The sequence below is a fragment of the Sphingobacteriaceae bacterium genome (assembly GCA_002319075.1).
Taxonomy (GTDB): domain Bacteria; phylum Bacteroidota; class Bacteroidia; order B-17B0; family Aurantibacillaceae; genus Aurantibacillus.
Genome location: NVQB01000001.1, coordinates 5,587,831 through 5,607,992 on the forward strand (window position 1 = coordinate 5,587,831; position 20,162 = coordinate 5,607,992).

Annotated in this window: 12 protein-coding genes; 4 read left to right on the forward strand and 8 right to left on the reverse strand. The window is 40.2% G+C overall.

Features of this window, described 5'->3' with window-relative positions; all coding sequences use genetic code 11:
- Positions 1 to 160 precede the first annotated feature (160 nt).
- From CNR22_24150 to CNR22_24160, 3 genes are read right to left on the reverse strand one after another with little or no spacing between them, the layout of a single operon-like run.
- Entirely contained in the window at positions 161 to 925 is a 765-nt protein-coding gene (locus CNR22_24150) for a hypothetical protein (protein PBQ34735.1), read from the reverse strand.
- 23 nt (positions 926 to 948) lie between these two features.
- Positions 949 to 1,158, reverse strand: coding sequence for a membrane protein insertion efficiency factor YidD (locus CNR22_24155; GenBank protein PBQ34736.1), 210 nt, complete (start codon positions 1,156 to 1,158; stop codon positions 949 to 951).
- Positions 1,159 to 1,605 carry an NUDIX hydrolase gene (locus tag CNR22_24160; protein ID PBQ34737.1) on the reverse strand — a complete coding sequence of 149 codons (447 nt, stop codon included), beginning with the start codon at positions 1,603 to 1,605 and terminating at the stop codon, positions 1,159 to 1,161.
- A 132-nt stretch (positions 1,606 to 1,737) separates the two neighbouring features.
- On the opposite strand from CNR22_24160, the gene CNR22_24165 reads away from it, so the two are divergent.
- Both CNR22_24165 and CNR22_24170 read left to right on the forward strand, forming a co-directional pair.
- Complete coding sequence (locus CNR22_24165; GenBank protein ID PBQ34738.1) at positions 1,738 to 2,271, forward strand: hypothetical protein; 534 nt, start codon at positions 1,738 to 1,740, stop codon at positions 2,269 to 2,271.
- Between the two features lie 101 nt (positions 2,272 to 2,372).
- Entirely contained in the window at positions 2,373 to 4,790 is a 2,418-nt protein-coding gene (locus tag CNR22_24170; protein ID PBQ34739.1) for a TonB-dependent receptor, read from the forward strand.
- A gap of 167 nt (positions 4,791 to 4,957) precedes the next feature.
- Here CNR22_24170 and CNR22_24175 read toward each other — a convergent pair whose 3' ends face one another.
- Both CNR22_24175 and CNR22_24180 read right to left on the reverse strand, forming a co-directional pair.
- A complete protein-coding gene (locus CNR22_24175) occupies positions 4,958 to 9,439 on the reverse strand; it encodes a hypothetical protein (GenBank protein PBQ34740.1) in 4,482 nt (1,493 codons plus the stop codon).
- A 357-nt stretch (positions 9,440 to 9,796) separates the two neighbouring features.
- On the reverse strand, positions 9,797 to 14,278 hold the full coding sequence (locus tag CNR22_24180) for a hypothetical protein (protein PBQ34741.1): 4,482 nt from the start codon (positions 14,276 to 14,278) through the stop codon (positions 9,797 to 9,799).
- 163 nt (positions 14,279 to 14,441) lie between these two features.
- On the opposite strand from CNR22_24180, the gene CNR22_24185 reads away from it, so the two are divergent.
- Positions 14,442 to 15,215, forward strand: a complete 774-nt coding sequence (locus CNR22_24185) for a hypothetical protein (GenBank protein ID PBQ34742.1) — start codon at positions 14,442 to 14,444, stop codon at positions 15,213 to 15,215.
- Positions 15,216 to 15,264: 49 nt separating this feature from the next.
- Here CNR22_24185 and CNR22_24190 read toward each other — a convergent pair whose 3' ends face one another.
- Complete coding sequence (locus CNR22_24190) at positions 15,265 to 16,365, reverse strand: hypothetical protein (protein ID PBQ34743.1); 1,101 nt, start codon at positions 16,363 to 16,365, stop codon at positions 15,265 to 15,267.
- Between the two features lie 105 nt (positions 16,366 to 16,470).
- Between CNR22_24190 and CNR22_24195 the strand changes: the two genes are divergently transcribed.
- On the forward strand, positions 16,471 to 17,181 hold the full coding sequence (locus tag CNR22_24195; GenBank protein ID PBQ34993.1) for a dolichyl-phosphate beta-D-mannosyltransferase: 711 nt from the start codon (positions 16,471 to 16,473) through the stop codon (positions 17,179 to 17,181).
- A 590-nt stretch (positions 17,182 to 17,771) separates the two neighbouring features.
- Here CNR22_24195 and CNR22_24200 read toward each other — a convergent pair.
- Entirely contained in the window at positions 17,772 to 18,044 is a 273-nt protein-coding gene (locus CNR22_24200; protein PBQ34744.1) for an acylphosphatase, read from the reverse strand.
- A gap of 8 nt (positions 18,045 to 18,052) precedes the next feature.
- Entirely contained in the window at positions 18,053 to 20,158 is a 2,106-nt protein-coding gene (locus CNR22_24205; protein ID PBQ34745.1) for a hypothetical protein, read from the reverse strand.
- Between the last annotated feature and the right edge of the window lie 4 nt (positions 20,159 to 20,162).

Here is a 20,162-nt window from a genome sequence, read left to right on the forward strand (position 1 = left end):
CGGTAGATGAAAACAGTTGTATGACTTTACCAGCGTACGACGGATGTGCTTTTCCCCTGATAAGAATGTTTTGTGAGAAAGCCGAGAAGCTTATGAGTAGTAAAAAATATGTGAGCCTGATACCTATGGTTTTATAATTAAAAAGATGACGAAAGATACACTAATTCTGAATTCCGGAAACCACAAACATGTCTTTATAATTCTCGGAAATTTTCTGAAAAATTTTAGGATCGCTGGCAATGCGGTCATAATAATAATCAAAACCAATGGGAAGAGGTTTTGTAAACATTTCATCCACCTGAACGGTGTACAAAACACTTGAGTTGGAACCCTGTTTTATTACTATTGGTGTGGTTAAAGAAAAAGAACAAGTCTGCAAACAGGCATTCGGACCTTTGTATCCACCTACATGAATAGCGTAATCTCCCGTTTCAGGCCGCTCGCCGGAATTAAAAACCCCTTCCATTTTTAAAAAGAGGTAACCTTCCCAGGCCCAGTACATATCATTTGCAGGATCAAGAGCTCCGGTTCTAATAGTGCCCACATTTGTAAGACTATCCACACCAATGAGGAATTCTATTTTTGTATAGGTTCCCTCCGGTATGTCGGTCAAAACAAAAGACGTTTTATTTTCGAGGTGTTGAATCAGGTGATAACTATTTTGCTCGTTAACTACCGAGCCATCTGCACGGGTCAGTTTTACATTGGTAATGTAGTAAGTGAGTTTCGAAACAGTAAAAGTATCGTGAGAAGCGTTTGTGTATTTAGTATCCGGAAGCAGATTTTTACCATTTACCTTTGCCTGGAAGTTAAATGAAACTGTTCCCGGAACAGCAGGCTCTTCTTTGATTTCGGGATCTTTTTTGGTGCACGAATTCAGAAAAAAAGTAAGAATTAGGACTGAAAAGAATCTGAAAATAACCATATGCGAATTTACAAAAATAATAGTTAAGGAACAGGATCATAACCGTGCCCACCCCAGGGATGACAACGCAAAATACGTTTGAAGCCTAACCAGCCTCCCTTAAATGCACCGTACTTATTTATTGCCTGAACAGCGTACTCACTGCAGGAAGGAGTGTAACGACAGGCATTTGGCAACAATGGGCGAATGGCCACCTGGTAAAATTTCACAAATGCTAAGGCAATAAATTTCATTTAAGAAGTATAAGATTTAATAAGCATCTCCCCTACTTTTCTATCAATAATAAGCGTGAAATCGGAATCTTTTAAATCTTTGAGTTTTATCCAGCGTAAAGACTGTGCACCGTTTGTGAGTTCGTAATCATGCAAAATTTCGCTGACTTTAAAATCCAGATTTCCCAAAGCTTTTACAAGATAATAAATACTTATAACCTGGCTATTTGTGTCGAAGGAAGAGGTTACAAAAAAATCAGTCGTGTAAAAATGCTCTGCAACTTCGATATCCAAATTTAATTCTTCTTTGAATTCACGGATCAGACCGTCTTTTAATCCCTCTCCAAATTCCAATCCTCCCCCGGGTAATTTGGTGATCTTATTTTTTTTGATATACTCATCCGACACCAAAACTGCGCCATCCTTAATAAGCACACCATATACTCTTACATTGAATTTATTTGGCACAGAGTAAATTTAAAGTTTAAAGTCTGATAATGAAAAGAATAAATCCTAAAATACCTTAAGCCGTAAAAGAGAAGCCTTAAATTGGATAATTCTTGGTAGTGTGAGGAAAGATCTTACTTTTGTTATTCTAACATGGAAATTAAAAAAACAGTCATCTCGTTTTTCCTTATCATGGTATTTTTCCTCATCACAGGACGATTTCTTGTATTTATGGGTTTTTTAGAATCTCAAAAACCTGCTTTTAGAAACTATATTATCCTTAATCAACTGTCAAAAACGGTAAGCATTAAACTTGCGTCTGAAGATCTTTTTAAAGATAAGAACGGACTTTACTGGCAAGATGATAACAAAGAACTGGTAAAAAGCGGCAGCTATTTTGAAATTGTGTGTATTAAACTGATTAAAGATTCTGCGGTGGTTTTTATTCTTGAAGACGCAAATGAAACGCGTCTGTTTCAGAAGTTTTTTTGTCTGACTACTACAAATACTTCCTTACTTGTAGAATTTATTAAACTGCTTTCCAATCTCAGTTTTCTTAGTTTTGAAGACATTTCTCTCAAACATTTCTTTTCACTTATAAAAAAACAAAACACGCATATTTTCTTCAAACCTCAGCAATTTCATGCTGAATTAATAAAGCCTCCAAAATTCCAGCAGATCATTTAACATTCTGCAACATTCGGATATAGCGCAGCACAAACCTTTTCAGCCAAAATTTTAAACAGGATTATTCATCTTGTTTCTATTAGTCATTAAAAAAACTCAACATGAAAAAAATATTACTTTTTTTATTTACCCTGTCATGCTTTTTTTCAAAAGCGCAGGTTTTGATCATTACCGACAACTCGAGTCGCGAAAAAATAAGCAACGTTATCATACAAGATAAAAACAATAAATCAGCAAGCTCTGATGCTGAAGGAAAAGTCGACATCACCGGCCTTGATAAAGATGGCCCGCTTTTGGTTTACCACTCGTCCTTTTCTGCCTACGCTTTAACGGAAGAGCAAAAGTCTGGAAGCATAACAGAAGTACGATTAACGTCGAAAGCTGTTAACCTCGATGAGATCGTGCTTTCAGCCAACCGTACCAGGGAACATAAAATAGATGTTCCTTATTCTATTAATGTTATACATCAAAAAGAAATAGAGTTTGGTAATCAGCCCACCAGCGCTGACGTACTGCAAAATACAGGCGCGGTGTTTGTTCAAAAAAGTCAAATGGGCGGTGGAAGCCCTATATTAAGGGGCTTCGAAGCTAATAAAGTGCTTATTGTTGTAGATGGTGTACGCATGAATAATGCGATTTACCGTGGCGGGCATTTACAGGATGTGATAACTCTGGATGCAAATATGCTGGAGAGAACGGAAGTTGTTTTTGGCCCGGCCTCCACCATATATGGTAGTGATGCGTTGGGAGGAGTAATGCATTTTTATACGAAGAATGCTGAATTCAGCACTTCTGAAAAACCACTCGTAAAGACAAACGCCTTCATTCGTCATGCCACCGTTAACAATGAGCAAACAGGGCACCTGGATCTTAACCTGGGATGGAAAAAATTTGCCTCTATGACCAATGTCACTTATTCTGATTTTGGCGACCTTAGAAGCGGCAGAACTAAACTGACCGGCTCTCCGAATACCTGGGACCGCAACTACTCGGTGCAACGTTTTGGCAACCGCGACAGCATGGTTAAGAATCCGGATAATAATGTTCAGTTAGGAACAGCCTATTCTCAGCTAGACCTGATGCAACGTTTCTCACTTAAAACAGGAAACTTTGTTACCCATAATTTAAATCTCCAGTACAGTAAATCTTCTGACATTCCGCGTTACGATCGTCTTACAGAAATGGCCGGAACAAATTTGCGTTTTGCAGAGTGGAACTATGGGCCACAACAACGATTCATGGCGGCTTACACCTTAAGCTTTGAAAAAGCAACTTTCTTAACAGATAATGTAAAAGTAATTGCAGCTTACCAAAAAATAGATCAGGACAGAATTTCACGACGTTTCCAGAATAACAACCGCGTTACCCAAATGGAAGATGTCACCGTGCTCTCTTTAAACACCGACGCCTATAAGCGTGTGCAAGAAAAACATGAATTACGCTATGGTTTTGAAATTCAGTCGAACGATGTACAGTCAACAGCCAATAACCTGCAAATCGTAACCAATGTGGAGTCGCCTGCTGCAACACGTTACGGAGACGGAGGAAACAAAATGACTACAGCAGGCATCTATCTCTCACATGCGTGGGAAGTAACAAGAAATTTTGTTATATCCGATGGAATAAGATTTACTGCTAACTCTTTGGAATCAAAATTCAACGACACAACTTTTTTTAAATTCCCTTACAGCTCAGGAAAACAAACCAACCAGGCAGCAACCGGAAGTTTAGGTTTTACCTGGAAGGAAGAAAATGATTACAAAGTGAGTTTGCTTGCCAATACAGGATTTAGAACGCCAAATATTGATGATATGAGCAAAGTGTTTGAAAGCAGTGGAACTATTATTGTTGTGCCTAACATCAATTTAAAACCCGAATACGCTTATAATTTTGAAATGAGCATCAGTAAAATTTTCGATCAAAAATATAAGTTTGACGTGACAGGTTTTTATACTGTTCTTGAAAATGCCTTGGTAATGGCAGACTATAATTTTAAGGGGCAAGACACGCTTAATATAAACGGCTCAAAAAGAAAAGTGCAGGCAGTTCAGAATAAAAACAGAGCTTACATCTACGGGCTCACCGCTGGCGTTCAGTTTGACTTTAATAAAAATATCTCCTTTAAAAGTATTATAAATTATACTTACGGAAGATATGCGGATGTAAAACGCGATACAGTGCTGCCTTTAGACCATATTCCACCCGTATTCGGACAAACAAGTTTACTCTTTAAAGAAAAAAATGCCGACGCTGAATTTTTCGTTCGCTACAACGGAAAAAAATCAGGATCCGATTACAGTAGTTCTGGCGAAGACAATGCTCTTTACAGCGCCAACGCCATTACCGGGTATATGCCCGCCTGGTTCACCCTTAATCTAAGGATAGGATATAATTTTACAAGAAATTTACGTGTAAATGCGTCCTGCGAGAATATAACAGACAATCGTTACAGAGTTTTTGCCAGTGGAGTAAGTGCTCCTGGAAGAAACTTTATTATTAGTTTACGGTACAAAATGTAAAACATCCACGCTAAATTTAAAGAGGTTGTCTCAAAAGTAAAATGAAGTCACTGAGAATCTCTTAAACTAAATTTGAATCGGATAGGTACCCGAATAGAAAGAGGCTGATCTCGACTTTTGAGACAGCCTCTTTTTATTTTGCAAGTTATAATGGACTTTGTGCTAAGCTATCGCACTAATGTAATGGTTCCGCTGGTATTAAAATCTTTACCATCAGAGCCTTTCGCGGTTATGATATAAGTAAACACCCCCTCTGCAGCATCTTTACCTGCTGGATTCTTTCCATCCCATTCAATGTTACCGGTGCTGCTGTCAAGCGTATACACCTTATGTCCCCAGCGGTCAAAAATCGTAATGGAGATTTTTGTAAGATTTGTTGCTTTTACGAAGAAGATGTCATTCACCCCATCATTGTTTGGTGAAAAGATATTTGGTATTTTGAGTTCCGAAGGAATTTCAACATTTACCACTTTGCGCACCGTATCAAGGCAGGTACCTTTTGTCACAAACATAGTTACTGTATAAGTGCCCGGCGCATTAAAAACAGTTTCGGGAGAAATGCTAACGGAATTTGTACTTTGTGTAGTACCGTTTCCAAAATTCCAGTAAGAACTGATACCCGTATTGTTAGTGGTTGACGAAGAGTTATTATAAAACAAAACCTTTAGCGGAGCAGTGCCACTATTTGGTTCTGCAACAAAGTCTCCCGTGAGATCACCATCCACAACGTCTACAAATGCCCCACTGGCACAATCATTAAGACTGTTTACAACATTTACCTGGTACCTTCCCGGACCACTCACAACAAGACTGGAATTTGTATTTGTTCCGATAGCGGGACCCGGAGAAGTCCATGAATAAGTATACGACGTTTGGGTATCTCCATAAATTGGTTTAATGGAAAGAGATTTTGCGCCACAATCTAAAACAAAAGGTTCCGGAGCCTTGGGCCTGTTTAAACTAGGATACTGGCGGAAATCGGCTACCGTTTTAGTTCCGGTTGAAAGACATCCATTATTCAGATCTTTAATAGTTACCGTATAAACACCTGGCAGACCTGCTACATAGGTCGTACTGAGTTGTAGCGGTGTTTGAGGCGTTGGTCCTTGCCATAAAAGAGCGACCGCTGCCTGAGGATGCGGGTAAACCGGTGGAATTGTGGAGTTGCTTCCATTGGTCAGAATCAAGGTAGCAGTGCTGCAGGTGATCTGGTTTCCCCCGTTGATAACTGCATTTGGTTTAAACAGGTTCTGCAACATAGGGATTACAGTTGTTGTTTTACAGGTATTATTCTCGTCTGTTACGGTAAGCGTATAGTTGGCAAGTACAGTACTGGTGGTTGCTAAAGAGTTGGATAAAACTGTAATGGTATTACTTGCTACGTTGCCAGGATTGCCTGGAAAAGACCACACATAACTCACATTTGTATTTAAACTTTGTCCTTCAAGCACCACACTCGGGGTGTTGCAATCGAGAATAAGTTGTGGCACCACGGCGTTAGCCTGTGGCCCAAGGGTATTTTGAAGGACAGATACCTGAACACGTGTCTCGCAGAAATTGGTATTGTCTTTTGTGATCACCGTCCATGTACCCGGAACCACGACACTGTAGGTAGCATTGGTACTTAAAGATCCTGAAGGTACAGTTGTGGATGTTGGTGGACCTAATAAGGTGTAGGAAACAGGTCCGCCAGGCGTAGGCGTTGTGCTGGCATTGAGGATATTAATTGTAGCAACGCTTTTTGAACCACAACCCAGTGTAAAGTTTTGCGGACTGCTTAAAGTGTATGTTGGGAATCCTGATGAGGAAGCAACAGTAAATTCTTTGCAACTACGGCAACCGTTAGCATCGTTAATCGCGCAATGCGTATAGATTCCGGGAGAGCCCGGAACAAAAGTTGTGGAATAACCCCCTGCGGTTAAAGTTCCGCCCTGCGGTGCTATCCAGGCGTGCGAAATATTTACAGACGGGCTACCATAAGCCGTAACCGTTATAACCGAAGTAACAGAACAGGTAATGTTCTGAAACAAAGGAGTAACCGTTGATGAGGGTGCAAAAGTATTTGTATTGATCACAAAAGTTTTGGTGCTGATGCATCCTGAAAGAGGGTTCAGTGCAATCACTGTCCAGGTTCCAAAAGAGTTTGTAGCGCTAAATACTGCGCTGGGACCATAGATGGGTGCGGATGATCCGTTTGAACTTGTATAAGTAACCGTTGTGGAAGGTGTGTAGACAAGCTCTAATGTGGGATTAAGACAAGTGATCAGGTAATTGCCTCCCGGAGGGTTTATATTAAAAACTGGCGGCAAGGGAATCGGGTTCATGGTGAAATTGGCAACAGCTGTGCATCCCCAGTCGGTGGCGACGGTAGCGCTGTAAGCCCCTGGAGTTAAATTGCTGCCAGAAGTTTGTGTGTTGCTGGTAAAAGTGGTTGGTAAAGGTGCCCAGGTTATGGTATGGCTGGGCACAGGAGAAGCTGGATTAAAAGTAAGATGAAGATCGATGGCGTTAAAAGTACTCGTACAACTACTTTGCGTAAAGGTTGGTGCGAATGAAGGTTGCGGGAAAACAGACACTGTAGAAATGGCACTGTTGGTTACCACTACATTTGCCTGGTTAGTTCCTGTAACATATAGAGAATATACCGTGGTTGAAGAGGGTGTAACTGTAAAATTACCGGTTGTATTTGTAAAACTTCCGGGCTGCATGGAAAAACTTGCGCCCGTTAAACTGATGGAATTCACTACACTTAAGGATACACTTTGTCCCGCGCAGATATTGTAATCCTGGGCTACACTAAAGAAACAGGGACTTGTTGCGGTAGGACAAGCAAAGGATTGCATTGCCGGGTAAGTTCCAACAAAACCACTTCCTGAAACGTAAAGGCGTTTGTTTGGTTTGTCGAGCTTAATATCATACACATATTGGTTGGTAGTTGTAGGGGCAACACTTAGCGAAACAGGAGTTAAAGTGCTAAAAGCAGTTCCATTGTATGCATAACACAAAATGTTTGTGTTTCCTCCCAGGTAAAGATTGTTACAGTCGTCAACGGCTATTCCGCCCTGCTCTAATAAATTTAAACCGGAAACAGTTACAGACGTTACTAATGCTCCGGTTGCTTTGTTATAAGAAGCCAGATGAATACCGTCATAATAAAATAAATAATTATTATTCACCGCCAAACAGTTAAAACCATTTGAGTTTACACCAGTCCCGCCCACATACTGCGATTTATTTCCCGCCTCATTTAAAACCGTAAAAGTGCTGGGCGCCGTCCACACATTTCCATTAAAGGTTGTGTTAACCAAACATATATTGTCGTTTAAACCACCGCCAGCATAGACAATAAAAATTTTACCGCTATTGTCGATAGCGTGAGATACGATATCCTGCCCGGCATTTGGATTAGATGGCTGAAAGGTTGTAAGATTAATAACGGCAGTTGTGGGATTGATAGTTACAGCCGAAATGTTTGAAGTAGTACCTCCTCCTAATACGAATACTTCGCCCGTAACACAGTGAAACCCCATATCCCATACTTCTTCAAACTGGTTATTGGCAGTGTTTACAAAGTTATCATAGTTACCGGCTGCATCAATGCGTATAACCTCGTTTCCTGAGCTGGAATAAGCCTGACCTATATATGTTTTACCACTGTATTTATCCACACCAAAATTACTGGCATAAGAACTGAGTGGTGTACTGTTCCATGCAGGTGTGGTTACAGTGCCAGAGAAGGTCCATACCAATGCTCCTGTTGAACTGTAGCGCGCCACTTTAAAAAGATTATATCCTCCATAGATGTAAGTGTTTCCTCCAAAATCGTAATCTACGTCATAGGCGTAGTTGTTGCTTGATAAGCTCGTGACAGAAGTTACCCAGGGATCAATAATTAAAGTCTTATCGTGTGAAAAGTTATTGGGAAAACTAAATCCAATTGTCTTATCGCTTAAATTAAATCCTGATACAACCGGTGTTTTATCTTCATAAAAACTTTTAGGCAGGTATTCTTTAATATCCCATAAAGAGGTTTTGATCACAATATTGCCTTCGCCATCTTTCTTAATTTTAGTCACGTCGCCGGTGTATGCTAGTTTAATTTGCGCGGGATCTGCGCCAGGATGGATAATGACATTGTATTTTATCCCACACTCTTTATCAGCGGGTATGGTGTATTCAATATCAATATTTTTGTAAACATTTTTGTATGTAATTTTTTTAAAGGTAGAGGAGTTGTAGTGAGATGGTCCGTAAGTGATATAATGCATCTGCTTTTCGCTTCTTTCCACTACAATATCTTTATTAGCATTCAGCCAATTCATAGTAACATAGTGAAGCTCCGGCTTTTTATATACACTGAGATTTCCCCTTTCAACTTCTTCACGCTGGCGCTCCGTTAAAGGAAAAAATTTACTCATCTCATACACTAAACCTTTGTCGGTAAAATAGATTTTCTCTAAACCGTTGTCTAAAACAAAATGAACCTTGTCTTTAGAAGGCAAACTATTGTCGTATTGTCCGCGGTTCTCGACAAATACGCGTGTTCCAAATGGGTCTTTAGAACTAATAAAATCAGGAGCCGGCCCTCCAAATAAAGTTTTTGAGATGCAAATTCCAAAAACTATTAAATAAAATAAGTGTGTTTTCATGTGTTTAGAATGTTGGGTTTCGAATTGTAATTCTAAATATACGAATCGAAAACAAAAAACCGTTTAATTTTAGCAATTACCTGCGAAAAGAAAAAAGCCGATCCCCAAAATCGTCATACAACGATCTCAAAAAGCTAAAAAGCCACAGGCACGCATGATATACAGATTCTTGCGCGCCTCCAGGTATAGAGAAAGGGCGAAGGGTGTTTTGCTTCGTTGAGAGGGATGGTAACATAGCTCAAAACACATGTATTAACAGTTTAGTAAGCTTCTAATCCATTTCACTCCAATAAAAAGAGCTTATTCCTTATGGAATAAGCTCTTTATTTGCCAGTTATAGTTGGACTTTGTGCTAAACTATCGCACTAATGTAATGGTTCCGCTGGTATTAAAATCCTTACCATCAGAGCCTTTCGCGGTTATAATATAAGTAAATACCCCCTCTGAAGCATCTTTACCTGATGGATTCTTTCCATCCCATTCAATGTTGCCGGTGCTGCTATCAAGCGTATACACCTTATGTCCCCAACGGTCAAAAATCGTAATGGAGATTTTTGTAAGATTTGTTGCTTTTACGAAGAAGATGTCATTTACTCCATCATTGTTTGGCGAAAAGATATTTGGTATTTTGAGTTCGGAAGGAATTTCAACATTTACCACTTTGCGTACCGTATCAAGACAAGCTCCTTTTGTAACAAACATGGTTATAGTGTAAGTACCAGGCGCGTTAAAAACAGTTTCTGGTGAAACTCCAACAGAGCTGGTAGTCTGAGTGGTTCCGTTACCAAAATTCCAGTAAGAACTAATGTTGGCGTTACCTGTTGTGGATGAGGAATTGTTGTTAAAAACCACGCTTAAAGGAGCGGTACCACTAGTTGGTTGTGGCATAAAATCGGCGGTTAACTCGCCATCTACTACATCCACAAAGGCCACACTGGCGCAACCATTCAGTTTATTTACTACATCCACCTGGTATCTTCCGGGAATAACTGCATTAAAAGTGGAACTGTTAGTAGGTCCATTAAAAGGTCCTGGAGGGGTCCACAAATAATCATATTGCGTAGTGTTTGCATCGCCGTAAATCGGTTTAATTACCAGCGATTTAGAACCGCAGTCTAAAACATAAGGATCTGGAGCCTTAGGCTTATTTAATTCCGGATATACGCGAAAGTCAACAACTGTTTTTGTACCTGTTGCTAAACAACCATTATTTAAGTCTTTTACCGTCACTGTATAAACGCCCGGAACTCCTGCCACATAAGTGGTACTAACCTGTAGAGGCTTTTGAGGCGTTGGTCCCTCCCATAAAAGGGCTATTGCTGGCAGAGGATGCGGATAAACCGGCGGTATGGTGGAATTGCTACCATTGGTTAGTATAAGCGTTGGGGTAACACAAGTTACCTGGTTACCGCCATTAATCACAGCATTTGGTTTAAATAAGTTCTGTAACATAGGAACTACCGTTGTTGTTTTACAGGTATTATTCTCATCTGTTACTGTAAGCGTATAGTTGGCAATTACCGTACTGGTGGTTGCTAAAGAGTTGGATAAAACGGTGATTGTGTTGCTAGCCAGGTTGCCGGGATTGCCCGGAAAAGACCAAAGATAACTCACATTTGTATTTAAACTTTGTCCTTCAAGCACTACACTTGGTGTGTTGCAATCGAGAATAAGTTGTGGTACCACTGCTGTAGCCTGTGGCCCCAGGGTATTTTGAAGGACAGATATCTGAACACGTGTCTCGCAGAAATTGGTATTGTCTTTTGTGATCACCGTCCATGTACCCGGAACCGCGACACTGTAGGTAGCATTGGTACTTAAAGAACCTGAAGGTACAGTTGTGGATGTTGGTGGACCTAATAAGGTGTAGGAAACAGGGCCGCCAGGTGTAGGCGTTGTGCTTGCATTTAGGATATTAATAGTAGCCACACTTTTTGAACCGCAACCCAGTGTAAAGTTTTGTGGACTACTTAAAGTATAGGTTGGAAAACCAGAAGAAGATGCCACTGTAAATGTTTTACAACTGCTACATCCATTTGCATCATTAATTAAACAATGCGTATAGATTCCCGGGCCTCCTGGAAAAAAAGTTGTGGAATATCCGCTTGCAGATAGTGTTGCACCCTGCGGTGCAATCCAGGCATGCGAAATATTTACAGAAGGATTACCATAAGCCGTAACCGTTATAACCGAAGTAACAGAACAGGTGATGTTTTGAAACAAAGGAGTAACCGTTGATGAGGGTGCAAAAGTATTTGTATTGATCACAAAGGTTTTTGTACTCACGCAACCAGACGCAGGATTTAACGCAATAACCGTCCAAGTACCAAAAGAGTTGGTGGGACTAAACACAGCACCCGGCCCATAGAATGGCGCAGACGAGCCATTTGAACTTGTATAGCTGATAGCAGTTGATGGCGTATAGATAACTTCTAAAGTAGGATTAAGACAAGTGATCAGGTAATTGCCTCCCGGAGGGCTAATATTGAACACCGGAGGTACCGGAATTGTATTAATAGTAAACACCGTTGCTGCTGAACATCCCCAGTCGGTTGTAACATTGGCGCTATAAACACCAGGAGCAATGCCCCCTGTGGCTGAAGTTTGTGTATTGCTGTTAATCCCATTTGGTAAGGGAGTCCAACTAACTGTATAACTCGGTACAGGTGAAGCGGGACTCCAGGTAAGATGTAGGTCAAATGCGTTGACTGTACTTGTACACCCACTTTGAGTAAGGGTTGGAGCTACAAATGGTTGCGGAAAAACCGAAACGGTGGCTACAACGCTGTTTGTTACACTAACATTTCCCTGGTTAGTGCCTGTAATAAATAACGTGTATATCGAAGTAGAAGTGGGTGATACCGTATAAATTCCAGTGCTACTGGTATTATTTCCCGGTTGCATCGAATAACTCACCCCTGTTAAACTTGTTGAATTGGGTATACTTAAAGTAACACTTTGACCTGAGCAAATAATAAAATCCTGAGGCATGCTAAAAAAACAAGGACTCGTGGCGGTAGCACAAGCTGAAGTATTGCTTGCCGCATATGTCCCCACAAAACCACTTCCCGAAACATACAGGAGCTTATTTGGTTTATCAAGCTTGATATCAAACACATATTTATTGGTGCTTGTAACCCCTAAAGAAATGGGAGTAAGCGTACTAAATGTGGTGCCGTTAAAATTATAACATACAATAGAACCATTGCCTCCAAGGTATAAATTGTTGCAATCATCTACTGCAATACCGCCCTGCTCCAACAAAGTCTGAGTAGGAACAGTAGTGTTGGCCACCTGTGCACCGGTAGTTTTATTATAAGAAGCCAGGTGAATTCCATCATAATAAAATAAATAGTTTCCATTCACTGCAAGCGAGTTATACCCATTCGAGCTAAGTCCGGGTCCGCCTACATATTGGGTTTTATTTTGTTGTTCCCCCAGTACAGTAAAACCGCTGGGCTGTGTCCATAAATTTCCGTTGAAGGTTGTATTTACAGCGCAGATCTTGTCAGTTAAAGTACTACCGGCATAATTCACAAATATATTTCCATTATTATCAATGGCATGAGAAACTACATCCTGAGCGATAGTTGTATTGGTTGGCTGAAAAGTAGTAAGGGCAATCACAGCGGTAGTTGGATTAATAGTTACAGCCGAAATATTCGAAGAGGTTCCTCCGCCTAATACGAAAACTTCCCCGGTAGTGCAATGGAAGCCCATATCCCACACTTCCTCAAACTGATTATTAGCGGTGTTCATAAAGTTATCGTAGTTACCTGAGGCATCAAGACGAATTACTTCATTTCCGGTGCCCACATATCCCTGACCGATGTAAGTTTTAGCGTTAAATTTATTCACAGCAAAATTACTCGCTTGTGAAATAATAGGTGCGCTGCTCCAGGCCGGTGTTGTTACCGTTCCTGCAAAAGTCCACACGAGTACACCTGTTGTACTGTAGCGAGCCACTTTAAAGGGATTGTATCCTCCGTATATATAGGTATTTCCATTAAAATCATAATCCACATCATAGGCATAATTATTACTGGTAAGAGTTGTTGCCGACCCTACCCATGGATCAATAATTAATAGTTTATCATGCGAAAAATTATCCGGAAAGCTAAAGCCCACTATATCATTGCGTAAAGTAAAAGCAGAGGCTACCGGCGTTTTATCTTCGTAAAAACTTTTTGGAGCATATTCTTTTATATCCCATAATGAAGTCTGGATAACAATATTTCCTTCGGCGTCTTTTTTAATTCTGGAAACATCGCCTGTATAGGCGAGTTTAATTTGAGCAGGATCTGCACCAGGACGAACAATCACGTTATATTTTATACCATGATCTTTATCTTCTGGGATAGTATATTCAATATCAATGTTATTGTAAACATTTTTATAAGTGATTTTTTTATAGGTGGAAGAGTTGTATTGCGCCTGGCCGTAAGTGAAATAATGCATTTGCTTTTCGCTTCTTTCCACTACAAGATCCTTATTGGCATTCAACCAGTTCATATTTATATAATGGAGCTCAGGCTGTTTATGAGTGCTGTGTTTGCCTTTTTCAATTTCTTCCCGCTGACGTTCAGTTAACGGAAAAATTTTGCTCATCACGTACACAAGTCCCTTTTCTGTAAAATAGATCTTTTCCAGGCCATTCTCTAAAACGAAATGCACCTTTTCTTTTGAAGGCAAAAGATTATCATACTGACCGCGGTTTTCTACGAAGACCCGGGTTCCAAAAGGATCCGCAGAACTTATAAATTTCGGTGCAGGACCTCCGAATAAAGCTGTTGGGATCGCAATTGCAGCAATCAGTAGATAAAATAGATTTTTTTTCATAGCTTAGGGTTAAAGGATTATTTAATTACAGCAATTAAATATACAAATCCTCTTCGTATAAAAAAACAGTGTTTGTCTTTTTAACGCTTATGGAAACCAGTGGCTTGCCTCAAAATTTACTTCTTGTTAATTCAATCATTATGTTATTTTTACAGGGCAAATCATGACGGAGTATATCATAATTGGATTGGTTGCCTTGCTGGGATCCTGCCTCACTTTCTTTTCAGGATTTGGCCTGGGAACTATTCTCGTACCTGTATTCGCCCTCTTTTTTCCAATCGATATTGCTATAGCTCTTACGGCCATTGTTCATTTTTTAAATAACCTGTTTAAACTTTTTCTTGTTGGAAACCGCTTCGACAAAGAAACTGTTCTGCGCTTTGGAATCCCTTCTTTATTAGCTTCTTTCGCTGGGGCTTTTCTCCTGTCTTTTATCAGCAGAGTTAATCCTTTGTTTACCTATACTTTCAATGAACATATTTTTCTGATTACGCCCGTAAAATTAATCATAGGCTGTATTCTTATATTTTTTGCCTTGTTCGATCTCGTTCCCCGCTTAACTTCTCTGGAGTTTGATAAAAAATATTTGATTGCGGGCGGACTGTTAAGTGGTTTTTTTGGAGGGCTATCTGGTAACCAGGGCGCTCTTAGAAGTGCATTCCTGGTAAAGGCCGGTCTTTCAAAAGAAACCTTTATTGCTACAGGAGTTGTAATTGCAGTAATGGTGGATGTATCGCGACTGGTTATTTATTCAGAAAAAGTGATAGGTAATTCAGAACTTAATTACAGCTTGATTGTCTGCGCGACGATTTGTGCTTTTACCGGTGCTTATTTTGGAAACAAACTCATCAAAAAAATTACAGTTAAAAGTCTTCAATACATTGTTGGGCTTGCACTGATTGTTTTTGGAATTTTTCTTTGTTTAGGATGGCTGTAATCGATGCAGATCTGCCGGTACTAAACATTAAATTACTTTAAATTCTTATTTAAAAAGCTTCACCCACCGTAAAATAAGGAAGCAGTTTATTGTTTCCAACAGCAAAATCGATGCGGAGGTTTAGTTTTTGTTTTTTGTCGGTCATCAATCTAAGACCTAATCCATAAGTGTATTTCCAGTCGGTAGAATTAAATTGTGAATACCTGTGAGCTACCTGGCCTACGTCGCCAAACACCGTAAATCCCAATAACCAGAACAAATGCCGTCTGAACTCTGCCTGGAAAACCAAAGCATTGTTATCGCGGTAACGTCCTTCATAAAAGCCCCGCATTTTTTTCTGTCCACCCAAAACACCCATCTGAAAAAAAGGAACATCACTATCTGAATAGAGACTATAGGCGTTCAGAGCAAGAATGTTTTCTTTATAACTGAAATATTTTGAGAAGTCGAAAGCTATTCTTGTGTAGTTGAATGAACTTCCAGTAGCGGGATCATCGTGGTAGACGACGAATTCGGTCCATAGTCCTTTCGAAGGATAAAAAACAAGATCTCTGCTATCGTAAACAAACACAATACCCACGCCGGAAACCACGCCCCCTTTAGATCCTGGAATGGTACCTTTTGCAAGTTGTGCTGCTGTGTCAAGTTTAAACAAACTGAATTTATCGTAAGCATAACGAAGTCCCGCATAAAAATGAGGCACAATTTTTTTTAGAGCGGTGATCCTCAGTCGCGGAAATTCAACGCCATAGCGCTCTACATAATTTTTAGCTTGTCGGTTTCCCACACCATAAAAATTGTAGAAGTATTTATTATAACCGATCTCACCATACAGCTGGTAGGATCTGTTCTTGATAAATAAATTATAAGGTACAGCAAAAAGCGTTTGTTTGTTTTGTGTAAAGGCCACTCCTAAACTCACATTCGATTTGGCTGCGTTAAGACTGTCTTTTTTAAAATTAAAATAGGAAAAGCCGCTGGCACCAAAGCCGAAGCGTGTTTCGGGTGTATAAAAAACAAGTGGCAAAGCAAAGAAGGAACGTCTTTTTTTGGGAGTAGTTTCTTCAACAGCAATAGTCTGAGCACTAAACTCGGTGCATAGCAGACTTACAAGCAACAAAAACCTTATGGAAAAAGAAAAGAAATTCAAGCAAAAATGAAAAGTTTAAATTACGCTTTTTGGCAATTATTAAGAAAAGCATTTGGTATCTTTTATTTTTACTTATTAGCAAAACCGTTATATTCGTTGGCTCTAATGGGCAAAAACTTAGTCATAATTCCAACTTACAACGAGATTGAAAACATCGATAAAATGGTACGCACCGTTTTTTCTTTGACCCGTGAGTTTGAATTACTGATTGTGGATGATGGCTCACCAGATGGTACGGCCAATCATGTAAAATCTCTTCAGAATGAGTTTGCCGGAAAACTGCACATAGAAGAACGTAAAGGAAAGTTAGGCCTGGGAACAGCCTATATTCATGGCTTTAAATGGGCCCTTGCAAGAGATTACGCTTTTATTTTTGAAATGGATTGTGACTTTAGCCACGACCCGAAAGATCTTGTCAGACTTTTGGAAGCCTGCGAAAAAGACGCGGATGTTGCTGTAGGCTCGCGTTATACAAAAGGCGGAAAAGTAAGTAACTGGCCTATTGGACGGATTTTGATGAGTTATTTCGCTTCTGTTTATGTGAGGATGGTTTTGTGGATTCCTGTGAAGGACACTACAGCGGGGTTTAAATGTTACCGTAGAAAAGTCCTTGAAACCATAGCTTTAGACGAAATAAAATTTATGGGCTACGCCTTCCAGATCGAAATGAAATACAGGGCTTACCGTAAAGGTTTTAAAATTGTAGAAGTGCCGATCCTATTTACAGACCGCGTTCTTGGTGTGAGTAAAATGAGCACTAAAATTTTTAAAGAGGCTTTTCTTGGTGTTTTGCAAATGCGCTTTGCTAAGTATTAGTTTAGGGTTTTTCTCGACTACGCTCGAAATGACAGTCAATGATCTCGACTACGCTCGATCTGACATTCGACTACGCACAAGCTGGCCTTAACATCCACTGGATGTTAATCCTGCTCGATCTGACAGTCTGCTATGCACAAGCTGGCCTTAACATCCACTGGATGTTAATCCTGCTCGATCTGACAGTCAATGATCTCGACTACGCTCGATCTGACATTCGGGTATGCTCGATGTGACAGTCGGGTATGCTCGATGTGACAGTCAATGATCTCGACTGCGCTCGATCTGACATGCTGCTATGCACAAGCTGGCCTTAACATCCACTGGATGTTAATCCTGCTCGATGTGACAGTCAATGATCTCGACTACGCTCGATCTGACAGTCGGGTACGCTCGATCTGACAGTCGGGTATGCTCGATCTGACATTCGACTAGGCTCGATCTGACATGCTGCTATGCACAAGCTGGCCTTAACATCCACTGGATGTTAATCCTGCTCGATCTGACAGTCAATGATCTCGACTACGCTCGATCTGACAGTCGGGTATGCTCGATGTGACATTCAACCACGCTCGAAATGACTTGACATTTTATCGCTTGATTTCAAAAGTCTGATAGCCTTTCAACTCCTGCTCTTCCGAATCCACTTCCGTTACATCGGCCAGACGCGGCCCCACATTACACCACTCTATAAATTTGTGAATGCCTTCCTCCTCGCCTTCCACATGAATTAAAACACTTTCGTCAAATTGATTTCTTACAAAGCCTGTGAGATCAAACTTATGTGCTGCTGCCTGTGCATTGTAGCGATAACCAACGCCCTGCACTTTGCCTTTTACAACGATTTTATAACTGCGGATCATTCAAGAAATTATTTAGTAGCGTTGATCAGATTAAGATTCGTTTCACCAATGATACGGAAAGCTGTACGTCTGTTTTTTTGATGCGCTGCTTCAAATTCAGGACTCTTATCTACCATCAGATCAATATCTGCCTGTGGAATAATAGGTTTGCTTTCTCCATAGCCACGGGCAACCAAACGGTCTTTCGCAATGCCGTGTGCTATAAGGTAATCAACACAGCTCTGGGCACGCGCCTGAGATAACTTCATATTGTATGCGTCATTACCGCGAGAGTCGGTGTGTGAACTTAACTCTACTGACAAATTATCGTTTAACTTAAGAAGATCTACGAGCTTATCCAAAACTTCCATAGACTTAGGACGAAGTGTTGCTTTGTTAAAGTCGTACTCTACTCCTTCAATTTCTATGTCTCCTTCAGGAATTGGCGTCAACTCAAAATTTTGCTCGAAATGTTTACTATCTGTTAAGCCTTTTGTAATAACACTTGCCGACTTACCGAAATACTTACTCTTCTGAGCTTTTAAGAAATATTCAAAATTAGGTTTCAGGTCTGTTTTATAATAGCCTTGCTCATCGGTCACCACATAAAAAGGTTCATCGTTATCGTGCACGTCTTTAATAGTTACAAGAGCCGAAGGGATAGGGAGCCCGGTTACCTCATCGGTTACTATCCCTTCTAAATCAAACTTAATAGGATCATTTGTGTAAGCATAAATATTATAACAATGTCCATCAGGACAATCGAGGCGGTCGCTGGAAATAAATCCTTTGGTGCCCATACGGTCTGTTACATAATACGCATCATCTTTAGAAGAATTAATAGGTTGGTTTAAATTCGTTGGAGCCATGTATGTAGAATCGTCTACGTTGAGACTCGCTTTAAAAATATCTAAGCCACCCAATCCCGGTAAGCCGTTGGAGCTAAAATAAAGTGTGTTACTTAACTCATGATAAAACGGTGTAACCTCATCTGCTTCTGAATTAATTTGATCTCCCAGGTTCTTTGCGTCCCCTACAAAACCATTCTCATCAATATTTGCCATCCATAAATCGAAGCCACCTTTACCACCGGGTCTGTTAGAAGAAAAGAATAATCGGTGACCATCTGCTGTAACGTAAGGATGGTGGGACTTATAACCAGGCATATTAATATTTGTACCGAGCTTCATCGCTTCATAAAATTTACCGCCGGTAGTTCTGGCCATATAGATAAAAGCTTCGTAACGGTTATTGTCGCTCCAGCGGGTAAACAGCATGACCTCTTCAGGAGTAAAAACACCGGCGCCCTCATGCAAAGAAGTATTCACCGGGCGACCGAAATTGATGGGACGTTGCCAGATAGTATCTTCGATCGTAGAAAAATAAAGATCGCAAAAATAACGCGAGTCTTGTTTCAAAGGATCGGTTACCACGCCTCCCCTTCTTGCGCTGGTAAAAATTACTTTTTCATCTGTAAGATAGTACATGGCAGCAAAATTACTCGTACCACGGTTAAACACCATAGTGTCCATCATACGAATGGAGGCCTTTTTAGGCACAAGAGTATCTAATGCAAAATAACACCAGGTTTCTCTTTTGGCTGCTAATAAAATTAAAGAGTCAGACCCTTCTTTCTCCTGCACATAAGTATCAAACGCTTTTAATGCCATTTGATATTCCTTCTGGTTCATCAAACTGATTCCATAATAGTAGCCGGCATCTTTATACACCTTTCTATCCACGCACTTTTTGTAAGCATCAGCCGCATGCGAATAATCGAAATTCAAACGGTAGCTTTGCGCGAGGCGGTATAATATAAAATCGTATTTACTCGATTGTACCAGGTCCTCTTTTACAATATTAATACTGTCTTTAATTTTAGTGATAGAAAGTTCAGGCACTTTAAACAGTGAGGGCATCTTTAGATTCACCAACTGCGGCTCGTAAGGAAGCACGTAATTCCTAAGCACAGTGGTATCATCCAAAACCTTTGCATAATAAATCGCGGCATTGGCATAATCCCGTTTGGCATAGGCATCATCTGCAAGGTCGATCCATACCTTTTTCGATTGCGAGAATGCAAAGGAAACAAGGAACAAACAACAAAGGATTAAGAGTGATTTTTTATGCAACATACTT

What these genes read in the sequence shown, in the direction of transcription:
- CNR22_24150 (PBQ34735.1), bottom strand. Translation starts at nt 925, where the DNA reads ATGGTTATTTTCAGATTCTTTTCAGTCCTAATTCTTACTTTTTTTCTG.
- CNR22_24155 (PBQ34736.1), bottom strand. Translation starts at nt 1,158, where the DNA reads ATGAAATTTATTGCCTTAGCATTTGTGAAATTTTACCAGGTGGCCATT.
- CNR22_24165 (PBQ34738.1), top strand. Translation starts at nt 1,738, where the DNA reads ATGGAAATTAAAAAAACAGTCATCTCGTTTTTCCTTATCATGGTATTT.
- CNR22_24170 (PBQ34739.1), top strand. Translation starts at nt 2,373, where the DNA reads ATGAAAAAAATATTACTTTTTTTATTTACCCTGTCATGCTTTTTTTCA.
- CNR22_24175 (PBQ34740.1), bottom strand. Translation starts at nt 9,439, where the DNA reads ATGAAAACACACTTATTTTATTTAATAGTTTTTGGAATTTGCATCTCA.
- CNR22_24180 (PBQ34741.1), bottom strand. Translation starts at nt 14,278, where the DNA reads ATGAAAAAAAATCTATTTTATCTACTGATTGCTGCAATTGCGATCCCA.
- CNR22_24185 (PBQ34742.1), top strand. Translation starts at nt 14,442, where the DNA reads ATGACGGAGTATATCATAATTGGATTGGTTGCCTTGCTGGGATCCTGC.
- CNR22_24195 (PBQ34993.1), top strand. Translation starts at nt 16,471, where the DNA reads ATGGGCAAAAACTTAGTCATAATTCCAACTTACAACGAGATTGAAAAC.
- CNR22_24200 (PBQ34744.1), bottom strand. Translation starts at nt 18,044, where the DNA reads ATGATCCGCAGTTATAAAATCGTTGTAAAAGGCAAAGTGCAGGGCGTT.
- CNR22_24205 (PBQ34745.1), bottom strand. Translation starts at nt 20,158, where the DNA reads ATGTTGCATAAAAAATCACTCTTAATCCTTTGTTGTTTGTTCCTTGTT.